Source organism: Faecalibacterium prausnitzii, from assembly GCF_003287495.1.
Lineage (GTDB): Bacteria > Bacillota > Clostridia > Oscillospirales > Ruminococcaceae > Faecalibacterium > Faecalibacterium prausnitzii_I.
This window is the reverse complement of record NZ_PRLE01000002.1, coordinates 345,737-364,400: the sequence shown is the minus strand read 5'-3', so window position 1 is coordinate 364,400 and position 18,664 is coordinate 345,737. Positions and strand designations below refer to the sequence as shown.

The 18,664-nt window shown below is 58.1% G+C and carries 16 protein-coding genes; 6 read left to right on the top strand and 10 right to left on the bottom strand.

All coding sequences use genetic code 11. The features are described 5' to 3' along the window. Positions 1–5: 5 nt before the first annotated feature. From acrB to coaD, 6 genes are all read right to left on the bottom strand, one after another. The gene (gene acrB / locus C4N22_RS05165) at positions 6–800 is read right to left on the bottom strand and encodes an acryloyl-CoA reductase electron transfer subunit gamma (RefSeq protein WP_022257783.1); all 795 of its coding nucleotides are present in this window, start codon (positions 798–800) and stop codon (positions 6–8) included. A gap of 17 nt (positions 801–817) precedes the next feature. After that, the gene (locus tag C4N22_RS05160) at positions 818–1,987 is read right to left on the bottom strand and encodes an acyl-CoA dehydrogenase (RefSeq protein WP_022257782.1); all 1,170 of its coding nucleotides are present in this window, start codon (positions 1,985–1,987) and stop codon (positions 818–820) included. Positions 1,988–2,101: 114 nt separating this feature from the next. Further along, on the bottom strand, positions 2,102–2,974 hold the full coding sequence (locus C4N22_RS05155) for a 3-hydroxyacyl-CoA dehydrogenase family protein (protein WP_022257781.1): 873 nt from the start codon (positions 2,972–2,974) through the stop codon (positions 2,102–2,104). Between the two features lie 87 nt (positions 2,975–3,061). After that, the gene (locus C4N22_RS05150; protein WP_022257780.1) at positions 3,062–3,847 is read right to left on the bottom strand and encodes an enoyl-CoA hydratase-related protein; all 786 of its coding nucleotides are present in this window, start codon (positions 3,845–3,847) and stop codon (positions 3,062–3,064) included. 98 nt (positions 3,848–3,945) lie between these two features. Further along, on the bottom strand, positions 3,946–5,163 hold the full coding sequence (locus C4N22_RS05145; protein ID WP_112148217.1) for an acetyl-CoA C-acetyltransferase: 1,218 nt from the start codon (positions 5,161–5,163) through the stop codon (positions 3,946–3,948). A gap of 81 nt (positions 5,164–5,244) precedes the next feature. After that, the gene (gene coaD, locus C4N22_RS05140; RefSeq protein ID WP_022257778.1) at positions 5,245–5,745 is read right to left on the bottom strand and encodes a pantetheine-phosphate adenylyltransferase; all 501 of its coding nucleotides are present in this window, start codon (positions 5,743–5,745) and stop codon (positions 5,245–5,247) included. 494 nt (positions 5,746–6,239) lie between these two features. Between coaD and C4N22_RS05135 the strand changes: the two genes are divergently transcribed. Further along, on the top strand, positions 6,240–7,586 hold the full coding sequence (locus C4N22_RS05135) for a butyryl-CoA:acetate CoA-transferase (protein ID WP_112115269.1): 1,347 nt from the start codon (positions 6,240–6,242) through the stop codon (positions 7,584–7,586). Positions 7,587–7,634: 48 nt separating this feature from the next. Beyond that, entirely contained in the window at positions 7,635–8,885 is a 1,251-nt protein-coding gene (locus C4N22_RS05130) for an AI-2E family transporter (RefSeq protein WP_112148216.1), read from the top strand. Between the two features lie 73 nt (positions 8,886–8,958). Here the strand turns inward: C4N22_RS05130 and C4N22_RS05125 are convergent, their stop codons facing one another. The 3 genes from C4N22_RS05125 to C4N22_RS05115 form a co-directional block, all read right to left on the bottom strand. Further along, positions 8,959–9,759: an MBL fold metallo-hydrolase gene (locus tag C4N22_RS05125; RefSeq protein WP_112148215.1), complete on the bottom strand. Its 801-nt coding sequence runs from the start codon at positions 9,757–9,759 to the stop codon at positions 8,959–8,961. Positions 9,760–10,031: 272 nt separating this feature from the next. Next, positions 10,032–11,456: a radical SAM protein gene (locus C4N22_RS05120; RefSeq protein ID WP_112148214.1), complete on the bottom strand. Its 1,425-nt coding sequence runs from the start codon at positions 11,454–11,456 to the stop codon at positions 10,032–10,034. A gap of 156 nt (positions 11,457–11,612) precedes the next feature. Then, positions 11,613–12,197: a TetR/AcrR family transcriptional regulator gene (locus C4N22_RS05115; protein WP_112148331.1), complete on the bottom strand. Its 585-nt coding sequence runs from the start codon at positions 12,195–12,197 to the stop codon at positions 11,613–11,615. A 359-nt stretch (positions 12,198–12,556) separates the two neighbouring features. On the opposite strand from C4N22_RS05115, the gene proC reads away from it, so the two are divergent. From proC to C4N22_RS05095, 4 genes are all read left to right on the top strand, one after another. Then, the gene (proC, locus tag C4N22_RS05110; protein ID WP_022256982.1) at positions 12,557–13,363 is read left to right on the top strand and encodes a pyrroline-5-carboxylate reductase; all 807 of its coding nucleotides are present in this window, start codon (positions 12,557–12,559) and stop codon (positions 13,361–13,363) included. A 6-nt stretch (positions 13,364–13,369) separates the two neighbouring features. Beyond that, a complete protein-coding gene (gene proB, locus C4N22_RS05105; RefSeq protein WP_022256981.1) occupies positions 13,370–14,149 on the top strand; it encodes a glutamate 5-kinase in 780 nt (259 codons plus the stop codon). A gap of 3 nt (positions 14,150–14,152) precedes the next feature. After that, the gene (locus C4N22_RS05100) at positions 14,153–15,421 is read left to right on the top strand and encodes a glutamate-5-semialdehyde dehydrogenase (protein WP_112148213.1); all 1,269 of its coding nucleotides are present in this window, start codon (positions 14,153–14,155) and stop codon (positions 15,419–15,421) included. Positions 15,422–15,883: 462 nt separating this feature from the next. Further along, positions 15,884–16,321 (top strand): methylglyoxal synthase, encoded by a 438-nt coding sequence (locus tag C4N22_RS05095; protein ID WP_112115263.1) that lies wholly within the window; start codon positions 15,884–15,886, stop codon positions 16,319–16,321. 156 nt (positions 16,322–16,477) lie between these two features. Here the strand turns inward: C4N22_RS05095 and C4N22_RS05090 are convergent, their stop codons facing one another. Further along, positions 16,478–18,520: an FAD-binding protein gene (locus C4N22_RS05090; RefSeq protein ID WP_112148212.1), complete on the bottom strand. Its 2,043-nt coding sequence runs from the start codon at positions 18,518–18,520 to the stop codon at positions 16,478–16,480. Between the last annotated feature and the right edge of the window lie 144 nt (positions 18,521–18,664).

Genomic DNA, 18,664 nt, shown 5'->3' with positions numbered 1-18,664 from the left:
TTTCATCAGATCAGGTGCTTCTTGGCCAGGATACCAGCCAGCTGAGCAGCGACATCGTCGCCCTTCAGCATGGTACCTGCGCCCTTCTGCGGAGGAGTGAAGGACTTAAAGACGTTCGTCGGAGAACCCTTCAGACCGATGGTATCGACCTCGATCAGCGGATCGTCCTTCAGAGCGTTGTAATCGAACACTTCCATCGGCTTGTCGTAGCAGGTGAAGATGCCATTGACGCTCATGTAGCGGGGCTCGTTCAGCTCCTTGATGCAGGTCAGCAGGCAGGGAGTCTGAACCTTGACCATCATGTAGCCGTCTTCCAGCATACGCTTCACGGTCAGGGTGTTGCCGTCTTTCTGGATGTCGGCAACGTAGGTCACCTGAGGCAGGTGCAGCTTCTCTGCGATCTGCGGGCCAACCTGAGCGGTATCGCCATCGATTGCCTGACGGCCGCAGAAGACAACGTCCTCGGGGCCAACGCCGATCTTATTGACAGCAGCAGCCAGGATCTGGCTGGTTGCAAAGGTATCAGAACCGCCGAACTCACGGCCGGAAACCAGAACCGCCTTGTCAGCGCCGCGGGCCAGCAGCTCACGCAGCATACCCTCTGCCGGCGGGGGACCCATGGTGACAACAACGACCTCGCAGCCGGTGGCGTCCTTGAGCTTCAGGGCAGCCTCCAGAGCGTTCAGGTCATCGGGGTTGGTGATGGTTGCCATGGAGGCACGGTCCAGCGTACCGTCCGCCTTGACGGCCACCTTACCGGAGGTATCAGGAACCTGCTTTACACAAACAATTGCTTTCATTGTAAATCTTGCCTCCCTTACTTCAGCAGAGCGCCGGAAATGACCATCATCTGCACTTCGCTGGTGCCCTCATAGATCTCAGTGATCTTGGCATCGCGCATCATGCGCTCGATGGGATAGTCACGAGTGTAGCCGTAGCCGCCGAACAGCTGCAGGCAGCGGCGGGTCACGTCGCTGGCGGTGCGGGCTGCGATCAGCTTGGCCTGAGCGGCCTCAACACTATAGCGGACCTTTGCACCGTCCATAGCCTGCTGCTTCTTCAGAGCAGCTGCATAGACCAGGTACTTGGCAGCTTCCACGCGGGCTTTCATCTCAGCCAGCTCGAACTGGGTGTTCTGGAAAGCGGAAATGCTGCGGCCGAACTGCTTACGCTCTTTGACGTATGCAACGGTCTCTTCCAGAGCGCCCTCGGCAATGCCCAGAGCCTGGGAAGCGATGCCGATACGGCCGCCGTCCAGGGTAGCCATAGCCAGCTGGAAGCCCTTGCCGCGCACGCCCAGCATACGGTCTTTCGGGATGCGGCAGTCCTCAAAGATCAGCTCGCAGGTAGAAGAACCGCGAATGCCCATCTTGTCCTCAGCCTTGCCGACGGAGAAGCCCGGGTCGGTACGCTCCACGATGAAGGCAGAGCAGAGCTTCGTGGGACGACCGCGCTTATCCAGCACGTTATCGGTAACGGCGATGACGATGAACACATCAGCAAAGCCAGCGTTGGTGATGAAGATCTTGGAGCCGTTCAGCACCCAGTAATCGCCATCTTCCTTAGCAATGGTCTGCTGGCCCTGTGCATCGGTGCCAGCGCCCGGCTCGGTCAGGCCGAAAGCGCCCAGCCACTCGCCACTGCACAGCTTGGGCAGGTACTTTGCTTTCTGCTCAGGGGTGCCATTCTCATAAATAGGAGCAGCGCACAGGCTGGTATGAGCAGAGACGATGACACCGGTGGTGCCGCAGACCTTGCTCAGCTCCTCAACTGCCATGACGTAGGACAGGACATCGCCGCCTGCGCCACCCACGGAAGTGGGGAAATAAATGCCCATCATACCCAGCTTGCCCATCTTCTCGACGGTCTCTTTGGGGAAGTACTCTTCGGCGTCAACTTTCTTAGCCAGGGGCTTGACTTCGTTTTCAGCAAACTCGCGGTACATCTTCTGTACCATCTGCTGCTGCTTGGACAGAGTAAAATCCATCGCTATATCCTCCTAACGGGTATTTTTTCAGTTCCTGAGCAGTGCTTGTCCGCTCAGTGCAAACAAATTCCTCCCGACCGCTTTCCCGCGGCCGGGAGAAACGTTTTTCAGAAATTACAGCTCATCAACAGGGGTCTTGGTGCGGTCTGCGTTGTAAACGTAGAAGCCCTTGCCGGTCTTGCAGCCCAGGTTGCCGCCGCGGACCATCTTACGGATCAGCGGGCAAGCACGATACTTGCTGTCGCCGGTCTCCTTGTACAGAACGTCCATGATGGCCAGGCAGATGTCCAGGCCGATGAAGTCGCCCAGCTCCAGGGGTCCCATGGGGTGGTTTGCACCCAGCTTCATAGCGGTGTCGATGCCAGCAATGTTGGAGACGCCCTCCATCTTGATGAATGCAGCCTCATTGATCATGGGGATCAGGATGCGGTTGACGACGAAGCCGGCAGCCTCGTTGACCTGCACGGGGTTCTTGCCAATGGCAACGGAGATCTCCTTGATCTTCTCAACGGTCTCAGCGGGAGTGTTGCAGCCTGCGATGACCTCGATCAGCTTCATGCGGTCTGCGGGGTTGAAGAAGTGCATACCGATCATGGGGCGGCTCAGGCCCTTGCCGATCTCAGTGATGGACAGGGAGGAAGTGTTGGAAGCAAAGATGCACTCGGGCTTGCAGATCTTATCCAGCTCGCCAAAGGTGGTCTGCTTGACTTTCATGTCCTCAAAGGCAGCCTCAACGATCAGGTCGCAGTCCGCGCACAGGTCCTCTTTCAGGCCCGGGGTGATAGCGCCAACGATGGCGTCCACTTTCTCCTGGGTCATCTTGCCCTTAGCGATCAGCTTCTCGTAGCCCTTTTTGATCTTTGCCAGACCATTCTCGGCCCACTCCTGCTTGATGTCACACAGAGCAACGGTGTTGCCCTCAACCTGTGCAAATGCCTTTGCGATGCCCTGGCCCATAGTGCCAGCGCCAATAACACCGATCTTCATAGGATATCTCTCCTTTAAATATTTGATGTTAAGTAATCTTTTCTTATGCTCTCCCCTCTCCCGGGGAAAGCTTGAAACCGGAATGTTTTAGTTGTTGGTGAACACTGCCTTGGGCTTCGGCTTCTCACGAGAGAGGAAGCATGCCATACCCTCGACCTGATCGTGGGTCTCGAAGCAGTCGCCAAACAGCTTTTCTTCCACTTCCACAGCCTTTTCAATGGGGAGGCTGATGCCGTCATTGATGGCTTTCTTGCAGTTGCGCACTGCAATGGGAGCGTTCTTGGCGATCTTGCCAGCCAGCTTCAGGACATTCTCCATCAGCTCAGCCTGCGGATACACGGCGTTGACCAGGCCAATGCGCAGAGCCTCGTCAGCCTTGATGTTCAGGGCCGAGTAGACCAGCTGCTTTGCCATGCCCATGCCGACCAGACGAGCCAGCCGCTGGGTGCCGCCGAAGCCCGGGGTGATGCCCAGACCGACTTCCGGCTGGCCGAAGACAGCGTTGTCGGAGCAGATGCGGATGTCACAGCTCATTGCCAGCTCGTTGCCGCCGCCCAGTGCAAAGCCGTTGACCGCTGCAATGACGGGGACGGGGAAGCTCTCGATCATGAGGAAGACATCGTTGCCCAGCTTACCAAAAGCCTCGCCCTCTGCCTTGGTCATGGTGCTCATGGAGCCGATATCCGCGCCGGCCACAAAGCTCTTGTCGCCCTCGCCCGTCAGGACGATGCAGCGGATGGTGTTCTGATCCACAGCCTCAAAAGCTGCTTTCAGGTCAGCCAGAACTTCGGGGTTCAGTGCGTTCAGTGCCTTGGGACGATCGATGGTGATGATCTCAACCGCGCCCTGCACCTCGGTTTTTACAAATGCCATTGTGAAAACCTCCATTCATTTTTCAAAGCAGTCCCCGGGCAGGGGCCACTCCCCTGCCCGGGACTGTTATTCTAACTTCTTTGTTTCCCGTGGAGAACTTAGTCCATCTCAACGATGGTAGCGCAGCCCATGCCGCCGCCGATGCACAGGGTAGCCAGGCCCTTCTTAGCGCCGCGATGCTTCATCGCGTACAGCAGGGTGACCAGGATACGAGCGCCGGAAGCGCCGACCGGGTGGCCCAGAGCAATTGCGCCGCCGTTGACGTTCAGCTTCTCCTGATCAAAGCCCAGAGCCTCACCGACAGCGATGGACTGTGCTGCGAATGCCTCGTTAGCCTCGATCAGATCCATATCAGCAACGGTCAGGCCGGTCTTTGCCATGACTTTCTTGGTAGCAGCGATGGGGCCCAGACCCATGACTTCGGGCTCAACGCCAGCCAGAGCGCCTGCGACCCAGGTAGCCAGAGGCTTCACGCCCAGCTCCTTGGCCTTCTCCTCGCTCATCACGACCAGAGCAGCAGCACCGTCGTTGATAGCGGAAGAGTTGCCGGCGGTCACGATGCCGTCCTTAGTGAAAGCAGGCTTCAGGGTGCCCAGCTTCTCAACAGGGGTCAGACGGGGGCCTTCATCGGTATCGAACACGGTGTCGCCCTTCTTGCCCTTGATGACAACAGGAACGATCTCATCCTTGAACGCGCCGTCCTTAATGGCCTTGTCAGCCTTGACCTGGCTGTTGTAGGAGAACTCATCCAGCTGCTGACGGGTGATGGGGCTGTAGCCGTACTTCTTCTGGTAGGTCTCGTTGGTGCAGACATTCTCAGCGGTCATGCCCATGTGCTTGTTGAAGCCACATGCATCCCACAGAGCATCATTGACCATGGTGTCCACCAGCTCGCTCTTGCCCATGGGAGCGCCCATGCGGTAGCCGTAGCGGCCCTTCATCATTGCGAACGGAGCCATGTCCATGTTCTCCATACCACCGGCGACCACGATGTCAGCATCGCCAGCCTCGATCATCTGAGCAGCCATGTTGACGCAGTTCAGGCCAGAGCCGCAGACCACGTTGACGGTGACGGCGGGGGTCTCGATGGGCAGACCGGCTTTCAGGGCAGCCTGACGGGCAACATTCTGGCCCAGGCCAGCCTGGATGACGCAGCCCATGTAAACATGATCGACCTGCTCGGGAGCCACGTTAGCGCGGTTCAGAGCCTCCTTGATAACGATGGAGCCCAGCTCCGCAGCGGGGACGTTTGCCAGGGTGCCGCCGAACTTGCCAATGGCGGTACGGCATGCAGATGCAATAACAATTTTCTTCATGTTAAAAGCCTCCTGAATTTATGTTGGGTGATTTTAGAGCCTTTGTTATTCAAAACGCCCGTGGGCGCTTTTGCATGGGATTCAGAGCTTTCCGGCTTCCCGCAGGGCGTTCATCTTCCGTTCGACCGCCGCCTCCACGTTGGGAGTAACGAACTTGGAGATGTTGCTGCCGTAGTGGGCGGCCTCCTTGACGATGGTCGAGGAGAGGTAGCTCCATTTGATGCTGGTGGCAAGGAACATTGTTTCAATGCCAGGCATCAGCGCGTGGTTCGTCTGGGCCAGCTGGATCTCGTTTTCAAAATCCGTCACGGCCCGCAGGCCCCGCACCATCACCGAAGCGTGCTTCTTTTTGGCAAAATCCACAGTCAGGCCGTCGAAGCTCTCCACGGTGACATTCGGGATGTCCTTGCAGCACTCTTTCAGCAGCTCTACCCGCTCCTCAATGGTGAACAGAGGGTCTTTCGCGCTGTTGATGAGCACAGCCACGATCAGTTTGTCGTTGATCTTTGCCGCGCGCTTGATGATATCGAGATGACCCCGGGTGACAGGGTCGAATGAGCCGGGATAAATTGCCGTTACCATGGTGTCCTCCTTGTGCGCTTGGGTGAAAAGCGCGTTTTGGTTCTGCCATGATAGCACTTTCCAGTCTCCGGGGCAAGCAGCGCCTCGTCATATCGTTAATTTTTAAACAATTAACGGTGCACATCCGCGCGCACACTTGCTACGATACTAGTAAACCATATTGTCAAAATTTTATCAAGACCATTTTCCGAAAAATTTGTTTTTGCCGTACCAAACTATCGTCACAAAATGCTAAGATTTTTAGTTAATTTGCCATCAGCTCCGATTTTTTCGCAACAGGGTATTGATTCTGCAATTTGTTAATGTTATAACTAAGTTGCATGGCATCAGGATATCACTCACCTGTGAAAGTCATGTGTACAGATTGCATCCATTTGGTAAATACTCTGTACATTTTATATCGTTCCGCAGGGAACTGTAAGGTTATATCGTTCCGCAGGGAATTGTAAGAATTTACAATTTCTTTATGTTATTATCGGAGAGGATGGTTTATAATGGATTTTATGGAACTGTACGCGCAGAAAAAGATGACTGCCGAGCAGGCTGCCGCTCAGGTCAAGAGCGGTGACTGGGTCGATTACGGCTGGGCGGTCAACACGCCTGTGGCTGTGGACGCGGCGCTGGCCAAGCGCCTGCCCGAGTTGGAGAACGTCAACTTCCGCGGCGGTATCCTGATGTGGGTGCCCGAGATCTTCCAGATCGATGACCCGGCTGCCCACATGACCTGGAACAGCTGGCACATGGGCGGCATTGAGCGCAAGGCCATTGCACAGGGCTTCTCGTTCTACTCCCCCATCCGCTACTCGGAGCTGCCCCGCTACTACCGCGAGAGCCCGGACCCGCTGGATGTTGCCATTTTCCAGGTGACTCCTATGGACGAGCACGGCTATTTCAACTTTGGCCCCAGTGCAAGCCATCTGGGTGCCGTGTGTGAGAAAGCCAAGAAGATCATCGTGGAAGTCAACACCAACATGCCCCGGTGCCTGGGCGGCATGGAGAACTGCGTGCATATTTCCAAGGTAAGCGGCATCGTGGAGGGCAGCAACCCGCCCATCGGCCAGATGGCTGCCGCCGGCCCCGCCTCCGAGGTGGACCTCAAGGTGGCAAACCTGGTGGTACCCCTCATCCCCAACGGTGCCTGCCTGCAGCTGGGCATCGGCGGTATGCCCAACGCCATTGGCAGCCTGATCGCACAGAGCGACCTGAAAGACCTGGGCGTCCACACCGAGATGTATGTTGACGCGTTCGTCGATATCGCCAAGGCCGGCAAGATCACGGGTGCCCACAAGCAGCTGGACAAGGGCCGTCAGGTCTACGCGTTCGGTGCCGGCACCAAAAAGATGTACGACTACCTCGATAACAACCCCGAGTGCATGTCCGCTCCCGTGGATTACACCAACGATATCCGCAGCATCTCGGCTCTGGACAACTTCATCTCCATCAACAACGCGGTGGATATCGACCTGTTTGGCCAGGTGAATGCGGAGAGCGCCGGTATCAAACACATCTCGGGTGCCGGCGGCCAGCTGGACTTCGTGCTGGGTGCTTACCTTTCCAAGGGCGGCAAGAGCTTCATCTGCCTGTCCTCTACCTTTATGAATAAGAAGACCGGCAAGCTGGAGAGCCGCATCCGCCCCACGCTGGAGAACGGCAGCATCATCACGGATACCCGTGCCAACCTCCACTATCTGTGCACCGAGTACGGCTGTGTCAACCTCAAGGGCCTGACCAGCTGGGAGAAAGCCGAAGCCCTCATCAGCGTGGCGCACCCGGATTTCCGTGAGCAGCTGATCGCCGAGGCCGATAAAATGCATATCTGGCGCAGGAGCAACAAGCGCTAAGCATCGCCGCAGGGATTCCTGCTGTCTGCGGCGGGAATGGAGTCTGCCATGATGGACAAAAAACCACACATCAAGCCCTACCTCTACGGGATGCTCGCAGGGTTCGGGGCCATCAGCCTGAGCATCATTTTCTTCTTTTTCATCTACCGCTTTGAGGGTTTTGGCGACGCTGTCTCCAAACTGACCAGCATCCTGATGCCGTTCATCTACGGTGCGGTCATCGCCTACCTGCTCAAGCCGGTGTGCAACACGGTGGAAAACTTCCTCCACCGCCTCTTCCCGGAAAAGATGAAAGGGCTGGTCAGTGCGCTGTCCGTCGCGGCCACCCTTCTGTTCGGTCTGCTGGTGATCTATGCCCTGTTTATGATGATCATTCCCCAGCTGGTCACCAGCGTTACCACCTTGTACTACACGGCCCGCGCCAACCTGAGCAACTTCATCCGCTGGGTCAACAATCTGGAGTTCGTGGCCGACAACGAGGTCATTATGGACTACGTCAATAAGGCCTACAACGCCATCTCGGTGGATCTGGACAGCTGGATCAAAAACACCCTGATGCCCTCCATGCAGAACATCGTCAGCGGCGTGGGCATCGGCGTGCTGAATGTGGTCACCGTCTTCAAGAACCTCATCATCGGCATCATCGTGGCCATCTACCTGCTGGCCAGCCGCAAAAAGTTTGCCCAGCAGGCCAAGCTCATCCTCTACAGCATCCTGAAGCCCCGCTGGGCCGACGCGGTGCTCAGCGAGGTGCTCTATGCCGATAAGATGTTCGGCGGCTTTATCAATGGCAAGATCATGGACTCCGCCATCATCGGCGTGCTGTGCTACATCGTCTGTGCCATCGTCAAGTTCCCCAGCGCGCTGCTGGTGTCGGTCATCATCGGTGTCACCAACGTCATCCCGTTCTTCGGGCCGTTCATCGGTGCTGTGCCCGCCACCCTGCTCATCCTGATCCAGAACCCCATCAAGGCCCTCTGGTTCGTGCTCTTCATCCTGATCTTGCAGCAGCTCGACGGCAACATCATCGGACCCAAGATCCTGGGCAACTCCACGGGTCTGTCCAGCTTCTGGGTGCTGTTCGCCATTCTGCTGTTCGGCGGCCTGTGGGGCTTTGTGGGCATGATCATTGGTGTGCCGCTCTTTGCCGTCATCTACGACGTGGTCAAAAAGCTGGTCATCCACGGCCTGTGCCGCAACGATGAGCTGGAGATGCTGGGCACCTACCACGAGGCCTTTGGCGACCCGGAGGAGGACATCCCCGCCGCGCCGGAGGCCCCCGCCCAGAACGAAGAATAATTTCCCGGACCGTACAAAAGAGCTGCCGCGCAAGGGTTTTATCCCTCACGCGGCAGCTCCTTTTTGCGTTTTATTACAGCTCGATGACCTCCAGGTCTTCCGGCACAAACAGATTGCCGTGGAAATACTGCCTGCCCTCGGCGGTGTACAGCTCCTTGCGGCGGGCGATGTTCTTATCCTCCGTGTGGTAGAGCAGCAGGTTCTTCACGCCCAGGCTCTCGGCCAGCTCTGCCGCGTCTTTCACGGTGGAGTGGTGTTTCTCATAGGGGTGGAAGAGATCCGCCTGCCCGTGGAGGCAGAACGCCTCATGCAGCAGCCAGGTGCTGTGCTCGGCGTACTGCTTCTCGCACTCGTTGTAGGGCTCGTCACCGCAGCAGGTCAGCTTTTCGCCGCCGCCCAGCTCCATGCAGAAACCATACTGCTTGGCCTTGGTGGAGCCGATATCAAAAAACGTGGTCTTCCGGCCCAGGATGGTCTTCTCTTCCCCGTCGGCCACCGCAATGAGGTGCAGGCGGCTGTCCAGGAACGGCAGCTCCTTTTTCTGCAGCAGCTTGCCCGCCAGGTCCCGCAGCAGGGCAATGACCTCATCGTGGGCGTAGATGGTCGCCTCGCCCTCGTAGGTACCTTCCCGCATGTGCTGGCAGATCATCCGCATCATCCAGATGATGCCCAGCAAGTGGTCGATGTGCTTGTGGGTGACAAAGATGGTGCGCATCTGCCGCCAGTCCAGCCCGGCGTACTTGAGCTGATGCAGCACGGTCATTCCGCCGCCGCCATCCACCATAAAGTGGTCATTGCCATCGCTCAGAACAAAACAGGTATTGTAGCACTCCGTTACCAGTGCATTGCCTGTGCCCAACATGGTCAGTTTCATCGTCTGTTTCTCCTCAAAAATTCTCTTGTTCCCGGCCAGAACCGCCGGGCCTTGGCTTTTAGTATAGCATAGTGCAGGCCGTGTTTCCACCGGCAGAGCCATTCCAAAATCGAATTTCCCCCGGTATGCACAAAGGCCCCGCCTCCATCAAAGAGGCAGGGCCTTTGGCATCATTCATTCAAGGAGTAAAACCCTCTCCGTCTCCCAAAGGGAGAGGCAAGTCTTTCCCCTTTGGGGGAGCTGGCAAACCTGACAGGGTCTGACTGAGCGGGTCAGACAACGGGTTTCCAATCCTTATAGTTCTCGTAGCGGCTCTCTTTGATTTCGGTGTGGGACCAGATCTCATCCGCCATGGGCTGCCAGCTCTCCGCGTAAGCCTTGCACTTATCACACAGGTGGTCCACCGTCTCCGGCGACTGCATATCCGTGTTGTGGGCCCCCGTCTCGTGCACCATCTGGCGCAGCAGCTCGGGGTTTTCCAGCATCGGGCAGGGGCGCAGGTGGTTCTTGTTGAACGGCTGGCCGTTGTGGTACGCCATAAACAGCGGGCTGTGCAAGATCTCCAGAATGCTGCTGTCGTGGATGTTGGCGTTGGAGTAGTGGATAAAGACACAGGGCTCCGCGTCGCCCGCCGAGTTGATATGGAAGTAGTTGCGTCCGCCGGCGATGCAGCCGCCCACAAACTCGCCGTCGTTCTGGAAGTCCATGGGGTAGAACGGGATATCGCTCTTCTCAGAGCGCAGGTAGCGGATGCGGTCGATCATATATTTGCGCTGGGCAGGGCTGGGCATCAGCTCCGGGGCGGCATCGTTGCCCACCGGCATATAGTGGAAATAGAACCCGAAGTGGGCGCCTTTCTCGCAGAGCATCCGCATAAAGTGGTCACTGGTCACGGCCTCGAGGTTGGCACTGGTGTAGCAGATGGAAGTGCCAAACAGAATGCCGTACTCCTTGAGCAGGTCCATGGCGTGCATGACAGCGTCATAGTGGCCTTCGCCGCGGCGGGCGTCGTTGGTGGAGGGAGTGCCCTCAATGGACAGCATGAACGCAATGTTGCCCAGACGGACCACCTCTTTGCAGAACGGCTCATCAATGAGGGTGGAGTTGGTGTAGATGGCAAACTGCACATCGTTGTGCTTCTCGGCCAGCTTGAGGATATCCGCCTTGCGGACCAGCGGCTCGCCGCCCGTCAGCATATAGAGGTAGACGCCCAGCTCCTTGCCCTGGGTGATGATCTTATCCATATCTGCAAAGCTGAGGTTGTTCTTGTGGCCGTACTCCCCGGCCCAGCAGCCCACGCAGTGCATGTTGCAGGCCGAGGTGGGGTCAAACAGGATCAGCCAGGGGATGTTGCACTGGTACTTGACGCGGTTCTCCCGGATGGTCTTGGTGCCCCGGAAAAACGCCTCGTACCCCAGGTTGAGAGTCGTGGTGCGGGCCACGTTGGGGTTGGTCTGGTCCAGCACGCAGTTGATGAGCTTGGACCACTTGCTGTCCGGGTTGCCCAGCACCAGGCGGGCATGGTCATAGGTCTCCTCGCTGAAGCTGTCGCCATAGAACTGCTTTGCAAAATCGACCATCTGAACCATGGCTTTCTGGCGGTCTTGATTGACATGGGAAAGCGCTACATCGATCAGCTTTCCCGCTGCGGCGCGCTCCATCTTATGGGTCAGGGAATCAAATGTCGTGTTGCTCATAACCTGTTTCCTCCTACGTGTTCTCTCCCGGGCGGTGTGGGGCGCCTGGGAATTTCTCTTTGCCCAAAGTGTAGCATTCTCCGCGTTGGCAGGCCATAAACAGACAAAGCGCCGTGATGGAAAACCCATCACGGCGCCTGTTTTGATGGAACTTTGTTAATCTTTTGGCAGGGCACCCGTACCGCCGCCGGCCTGAAACTTGAGCAGCGTGCGGCGGATGCCGCCGTGCAGCAGCTTGTTGAGCCGCTGGGTCAACAGTACGGGGTCGGTCTTCATATCCTTGCGGATCCATTCCAGCACCATGCCCACCAGCGCATACTTGAAGAAATCAATGACGAACTGTTTGTCCTCATCCTGAATGGAGATGTCCTGCGTTTCCTTATCCACAAATTCGTGGAGCAGCGGGTCCACTATTTTATAGAGGTACTGTTCCACCTGCTCCTGGCTGATGGAACGGTAAACATTGAGAACCAGCAGCTTATTCTCCTGAATTTTGAGCAGAACGTCCAGGAACGCTTTATCCCAGTCGTCGATGTCTTTCCGGCCCTCCATCGCCTGCCGGGCATCCTCCACCATGATCCAGTCCACCAGATCATAGATATCCTTAAAATGGTAGTAAAACGTCATCCGGTTGACACCGCAGTCCTCGGTGATATCGTTGATCGTGATTTTATTGAGCGGCTTTTGAACCAGCAGCTTTTTGAGCGAAGCTTCCAGCGCCCGTTTTGTCGTCTGTGCCACAAGACCCATCCTTTCCCGGCTGTGCTCCGCGCGGGCACGGCCTGTTTCACTGGGAAGCAACCGCTTCCATAGGATAAGCATACCGCAAAGCAGGAACGGTTTGCAAGTAGATTTTCCGTCTTTTCCATGAATATTCTGTGTTTTCAGCAAGCTGCAAAGAATCTTTTCCAGACTTTCGTCGGTTTTCCTCTTGACAAGCGTAAATGGCACATTTTTTCTTTCTTCCATAACACCCGGCAAAAAATTCCGCCCTCCTCTTGATTTCTCCCCCCTCCCCGCTTACAATGGAATCACATGGCGAAACAGGTTCGCCACGGAGAAAGCGAAGCGCGCTTTGTATTGGGAAAGAGGTTTTTGCGATGATCAAAACCATTGGATTTTTAGGCTGCGGCAACATGGGCGGTGCCATCGCCCGGGCGGTGTGCAAGGCCGCCGACCCGCAGAACGTCTATCTGGCCAACCGGACGGCCTCCAAAGCCGAAAAACTGGCCGGGGAGCTGGGCTGCAATACCACCACCAACGCGGAGGTGGCGGCCCGGTGCGACCTGATCTTCCTGGGTGTCAAGCCTCAGATGATGGAATCCCTGCTGGCCCCGCTCAAGTTCAGCCTGAACGAGCGGCCCGGCCGCTTCATCCTCTGCAGCATGGCGGCAGGCCTTTCCATTACCCGCATCCAGGAGATGGCAGGCGAAGATTACCCCGTCATCCGCATCATGCCCAACACCCCCGCCATGGTGGGTGCCGGCATGATCCAGTACTGCTCCTCCAACGTGACCGCTGAGGAAGAGGCCGAGTTTTTGAAGCTGATGGCCCCGGCCGGCCGGCTGGATGCCGTGCCGGAATCCCTCATCGACGCGGCCAGCTGCGTGTCCGGCTGCGGCCCGGCCTGGGTGTACCAGTTTCTTGAGGCACTGGCCGACGGCGGCGTGGCCTGCGGCCTGCCTCGGGCCAAGGCGCAGGAGTACGCCGCCCAGATGGTGTTGGGCAGTGCCAAGATGGTGCTGGAAAGCGGCCAGCACCCCGGTGCCCTCAAGGACGCCGTGTGCAGCCCCGGCGGCAGCACCATCCAGGGCGTCCGGGTACTGGAAGAAAAGGGCCTGCGGGGCGCTGTCATCGACGCCGTGCTGGCCGCTTACGATAAGACCAAAGAGATGGGAAAGGGTTAACGCGTTATGCGCATCGTGATCAAAGTAGGCACCTCCACCCTGGCTCACTCCACCGGGCGGCTGAACATCCGCCATGTGGAAGAGCTGGTCAAGGTGCTGAGCGACTTGAAAAACGCCGGGCACGAGGTCATCCTCGTCTCCTCCGGTGCCATCGGGATGGGCGTGGGCAAGCTCTCGCTCCCGGCACGCCCCACCGATATGTCCACCAAGCAGGCCTGTGCGGCCGTGGGCCAGTGTGAGCTGATGTACACCTACGACCGCCTGTTTACGGCCTACAGCCACACCGTGGCCCAGATCCTGCTCACGGGCGTGGACATTGAGCACACCGAGCGGCGGCAGAATTTCCAGAACACCCTCTCCCGCCTGCTGGAACTGGATGCCCTGCCCATCATCAATGAGAACGACACCGTGGCCACCGATGAGATCACCTCCATTGGGGATAACGATACGCTGGCCGCCATCGTCTGCTGCTGCGCCAAGGCCGATTTGCTGGTGCTGCTGAGCGACATCGACGGCCTGTACACCGCCAACCCCCACACCCACCCGGAAGCAGCGCTCATCCCGCTGGTGGAAGAGATTACCCCGGACGTGATGGCGCTGGCCGACGGGGCCGGCTCGGCACTGGGCACCGGCGGCATGTCCACCAAGCTCCGCGCCGCCCGGATGGTGACCGCCAGCGGGGCCGACATGGTCATTGCCAACGGTGCGCACCCGGAGCTGCTCTATGACATTGCCGAGGGCAAACCGGCAGGCACCCGCTTTGCCGCACACAGACAGGAGGGCTGACCCATGACGACACAGGAAATTCTCGAAGCTGCCCGCGCGGCCAAGCAGGCCGTGGCGCTGGCCAGCTGCCGCACCCGGCAAAGCGTCCTGGAGCGGATGGCAGACGCCCTCTGCGCCCCGGACAGCGTGGAAGCCATTCTGGCCGCCAACGCGGAGGACATGGCTGCCGCCAAAGGGCACATCAGCGATGTGATGCTGGACCGCCTGGCTTTGACGCCGGAGCGGATCGGTGCCATGGCAAAGGGCATTTTAGAGGTGGCCGCCCTGCCCGACCCGGTGGGCGCGGTCCTGAACCGGGTGGAGCGCCCCAACGGGCTGGTGATCGAAAAGACCGCCGTGCCCATGGGCGTCATTGCCATCATCTACGAGAGCCGCCCCAACGTGACCAGTGACGCCGCCGCCCTTGCCATCAAGAGCGGCAACGCCTGCATCCTGCGCTGCGGCAAGGAGGCCTGGCGGAGCGCCAGCGCCATCGTCACTGCACTGCGCCGGGGCCTGCGGGAGAACGGCCTGCCCGAAGCCGCCGTCTCTCTCATTGAGGACACCACCCACGCCTCCGCCAACGCCCTGATGACAGCCGTGGGCTATGTAGACCTGCTCATTCCCCGGGGCGGGGCCGGGCTCATCCGGGCCTGCGTGGAAAACGCCAAGGTCCCCTGCATCCAGACCGGCACCGGCATCTGCCACATCTTTGTGGATGACAGTGCCGACCAGCCCAAGGCACTGGAGATCATTGAGAACGCCAAAGCCAGCCGCCCCAGCGTCTGCAACGCGGAGGAAGTCTGCCTGGTGCACAGCGGCATTGCGGCAGAGTTCCTGCCCAAACTTGCCCAGCGGCTGGGCCCGGACCGCGCGGCCAGAGGGCTCCACCCCGTGGAGCTCCGGCTGGACGAGCGTGCCGCCGCCCTCCTGCCCGGCATCGGTGTGCCCGCCGGGCCGCAGGATTTTGACACCGAGTTCCTTGATTACATTCTGGCCGTTAAAATCGTGGACAGCGTAGAGGAAGCCATTGCACATATCGCCGCCCACTCCACCGGCCACAGCGAGGCCATTCTGACCCAGGACAATGCCCATGCCGCTCAGTTTACCGCCGCGGTGGACAGCGCCGCGGTCTATGTCAACTGCTCTACCCGCTTTACGGATGGCGGCGAGTTTGGCCTTGGCTGTGAGATGGGCATTTCCACCCAGAAGCTCCACGCCCGGGGCCCCATGGGGCTGGCCGAGCTGTGCAGCTACAAGTACATCATCCACGGCAACGGCCAGATCCGCTGATTTTGCACAAGTTTTACATTCAGGCGGAAGTAAAAAATTTTCACGTTCCCGGTAATTCCCGGTGAAATTCATCCTGTTTCATTTGTTCCATTTCACGCTATTTCGTACAGGCCCGTGTCCAAGCCGCACAGGCCTGTATTTTTGTTTTATCCATATGGACTGTTTTTTCAGCGCAAACACATTTTGCAAAGTGCTTGTCAAGAGTTTTGAAAGGATTTTTCACTTGTATCCAAATGTTCCCCATTCTTAACAATTATTAAGTCATACTTTTGCTTGTTTTCTTGCTAAAATCACAACAAAGCGCTTGACAAAGCCCTGTTTTCTGCGGTAAAACAATAGTGGAAAGTTTGAGAATGATTCTAGTAGGTTTATGCCGAATGGAAAAAAAGTGTATTTGTAAAAAAGCCACCCTGCATCATTCGCCACCCACAACACTATACTGAGAATGAAGGAGAGAGCGCTATGACGATTGCCATTCTTGCACACGATTCCCGCAAGGAACTTGCACTTCAATTCTGTACCGCATACAGCGGGATCCTTTCCCGCAACACAGTCATCGCCACCGGTACCACCGGGCGGATGCTGGCCCAGGCCACCGGCCTGCCCGTGCACTGTTATCTCTCCGGCAAGCTGGGCGGCATCCAGCAGATTTCTTCCCGGGTCGCCTGCGATGAAGTGGATCTGGTGCTCTTCTTCCGCGACCCGCTCAAGGCGGACACCGGCAATTCCAGCGAGCAGAACCTGCTCCGCCTGTGCGATATGCACAGTGTGCCCATTGCCACCAACATTGCTACTGCCGAGGTGCTGCTGCGCGGCCTGGACCAGGGCGACCTGGACTACCGCGACGGGATGCACCCGGAAATTCTGGAGCCCATTTCCGTCCACTGTGCCGTGTGCTGAAAAGCTCCGGCTTTGGCCGTTTGATCTGTTTGTGTATAGAGGGTATAAAAACAGCGCCGCAGAGCGTACCAAAACTCTGCGGCGCTGTTTTTTCTATTACGGAGCTCACGGTGGGAACGGCCTGCCCCGCGCTTTGGATTTTGTCTGGTTCAGCCCTTACTTTTCCAGGCCAGCCATCTGTTTGATGGCTTTCATGGCAAAGGTCAGGGTGCGGCCCATGGCCACACCGGCCATCAGGCAGGGATAGTTGTTGGCAAAGAAACTGCCGGACATATCGCCGGTGACATACAGGCCGGGCATGGGCTTGTTGTCGTTATCCAGAGCCTGGCCTTTTTCGTTGATGGCAATGCCCTGCTCGGTGCACAGCAGAGAGGCACCCAGCCAGCAGCCATAGAACGGGGCCTTGCGGATCGCGCTCAGGCGGTAAGCGGGCTTGCCGAAGTCCTCATCGTTCTGCTGGTCATACAGCTCGTTGTAGCGGTCCACGGTTGCCAGGAACGTGTCCTTGGCCTCACCGGTGAAGCCAAGCTTATCCGCCAGTTCCTCAATGGTATCGGCCTTGAAGAAGCAGCCTTTCTCCTCTGCATTGTCCATCTGTTTCTGAAGATACTCCGCGCCTGCATTACGGGTCTGCGCGGAGCAGCCGATGGTGTGGAAGCGCTTTACGTCTTCCAGAATATTGGCGTCGCAGATCTGAGCGTAAACACGGCCCGGCTGGTGAGCGGCAGCATAGACGATATCATTGTAGGGGCTGCTCTCGTTGGCAAAGCGTTCCCCGTTGCGGTTCACTTTCAGGAACGGCTGGGTGCCGGGGTTATACTGCTTGATCTCGCCGGGGAAAGCCTTGCCGCCAAAAGAGTTCTCGCTCTCCACATAGCCAGCGTCCACACCAGGAGCCACAATGCCGCGGTCAAACAGCATGGGAGCAGCTTCCTTATCCAGGTTTGCACCAGCCCAGACAGCGGCACGGATGCCATAGCCCTTATCAGAGGGAGAGTAAGAGCAGGCCGTGGTGACAGAGGTGCCCAGCGGGTCCAGCTGCTCCATCATGTAGGGGTTGCCGGGGAAGCCGCCGCAGGCCAGCAGAACGCCGTCGTTGGCGTTGTAGCGGATGAAGTGGTCATCCTCGGTGCTCTGGGCGATGATGCCGGTGACGCGGCCATCGGCGTCTTTCTCCAGCTTGGCCAGGCTGGTCTTGAAGTCGATGCTGTAGCCCAGCTCTTCAATGTACTGCTGGAGCGCTTCGTTGCGCTGCAGGCCGGACTCACTCTCGCTCTGGCGGTAGTTGTGCTCCTGCACGGGATACAGGTAATCGGTGTTGTGCTCCGCGTTCTCCGCGGGCCAGGCTGCCTCCGCACCGGAAGTGAACTCGCAGGTCCAGCCGAACTGATCCTCCAGAATGCCGCGCATGAAGTCGTGCATGGCGGCAGACTCGTTGATCCAGGTCTTGACGACGCGCTGGTCGCACTTGCCGGATGCGTAGCGGGAGATCTCGCTCAGCAGCTTTGCCTTATCGGTAGCGGGGACACCCGCCTCTTTGGCAGCGGCAGAATCAATGGCACCATACCAGTGGCGGGTGTCCTGCACGGCGCTGTTCTGCTCAATGACGCGGAAGTTCAGGCCGTTGGCAGCCGCATAAGCAGCGGCAAACATGCCGCCGTTGCCAGCACCGACAATGACGATGTCGGTGTCGATGGTCTCGGTGATGGCAGCCTCGTCGATGTCAGGCTCCTTGCCCAGCCAGTCGGTCTCATCGCCGGTGGGCAGCTGGACAGAGCTGATGGTCGCTTCGCCCTTGGCCTGTGCAAAGCAGCTCTTGGCCGCTTTCATCACGGCGTCGGAGGTGATGGTGGAGCCGGAAACACCGTCGATCTCGCCGTTGGCGGAAGAGAGCAGCTGCTCCTTGAGCTGGTCGGCAGCGGCAGCGCCGTAGGAAGCGGTCTCACCGGAGGTATCCACCACCACATCGGTGACCGCACTGTCCGAGAACGTCATGGTGACCTTGACGGTGGAAGAGATGCCCTCCGCGGTGCCCTCATAGGTACCGGGGATGTAGCTGCCGGCAGGGGCAGAAACCGCGCTGGAAGCGGCAGCGGAATCCTTGGCAGCGTTGCAGGCAGCCAGGGCACCGGCGGTCACGCCAGACATGGCAGCAGCGGCTGCGATTTTCAGAAAGCCTTTGCGGGAAATCTTGTTCATGGAGGTTTGATCCTTTCCTTGCTTCGTGATTTTACCATCTTATCTGCCCTTTGACGGGAAAGGGCGACTTCGTTCGACAATAATTTAACACAAATCCCCAGCCCTGTCCTTTAAGAATTTTTAAGCTTCTTTGCCGCTTCCCAG

Bases quoted from the DNA above. Each gene is read 5' to 3' on its own strand.
- acrB (WP_022257783.1), bottom strand. From the start codon at position 800: ATGAAAGCAATTGTTTGTGTAAAGCAGGTTCCTGATACCTCCGGTAAG.
- C4N22_RS05160 (WP_022257782.1), bottom strand. From the start codon at position 1,987: ATGGATTTTACTCTGTCCAAGCAGCAGCAGATGGTACAGAAGATGTAC.
- C4N22_RS05155 (WP_022257781.1), bottom strand. From the start codon at position 2,974: ATGAAGATCGGTGTTATTGGCGCTGGCACTATGGGCCAGGGCATCGCA.
- C4N22_RS05150 (WP_022257780.1), bottom strand. From the start codon at position 3,847: ATGGCATTTGTAAAAACCGAGGTGCAGGGCGCGGTTGAGATCATCACC.
- C4N22_RS05145 (WP_112148217.1), bottom strand. From the start codon at position 5,163: ATGAAGAAAATTGTTATTGCATCTGCATGCCGTACCGCCATTGGCAAG.
- coaD (WP_022257778.1), bottom strand. From the start codon at position 5,745: ATGGTAACGGCAATTTATCCCGGCTCATTCGACCCTGTCACCCGGGGT.
- C4N22_RS05135 (WP_112115269.1), top strand. From the start codon at position 6,240: ATGGATTTTATGGAACTGTACGCGCAGAAAAAGATGACTGCCGAGCAG.
- C4N22_RS05130 (WP_112148216.1), top strand. From the start codon at position 7,635: ATGATGGACAAAAAACCACACATCAAGCCCTACCTCTACGGGATGCTC.
- C4N22_RS05125 (WP_112148215.1), bottom strand. From the start codon at position 9,759: ATGAAACTGACCATGTTGGGCACAGGCAATGCACTGGTAACGGAGTGC.
- C4N22_RS05120 (WP_112148214.1), bottom strand. From the start codon at position 11,456: ATGAGCAACACGACATTTGATTCCCTGACCCATAAGATGGAGCGCGCC.
- proC (WP_022256982.1), top strand. From the start codon at position 12,557: ATGATCAAAACCATTGGATTTTTAGGCTGCGGCAACATGGGCGGTGCC.
- proB (WP_022256981.1), top strand. From the start codon at position 13,370: ATGCGCATCGTGATCAAAGTAGGCACCTCCACCCTGGCTCACTCCACC.
- C4N22_RS05100 (WP_112148213.1), top strand. From the start codon at position 14,153: ATGACGACACAGGAAATTCTCGAAGCTGCCCGCGCGGCCAAGCAGGCC.
- C4N22_RS05095 (WP_112115263.1), top strand. From the start codon at position 15,884: ATGACGATTGCCATTCTTGCACACGATTCCCGCAAGGAACTTGCACTT.
- C4N22_RS05090 (WP_112148212.1), bottom strand. From the start codon at position 18,520: ATGAACAAGATTTCCCGCAAAGGCTTTCTGAAAATCGCAGCCGCTGCT.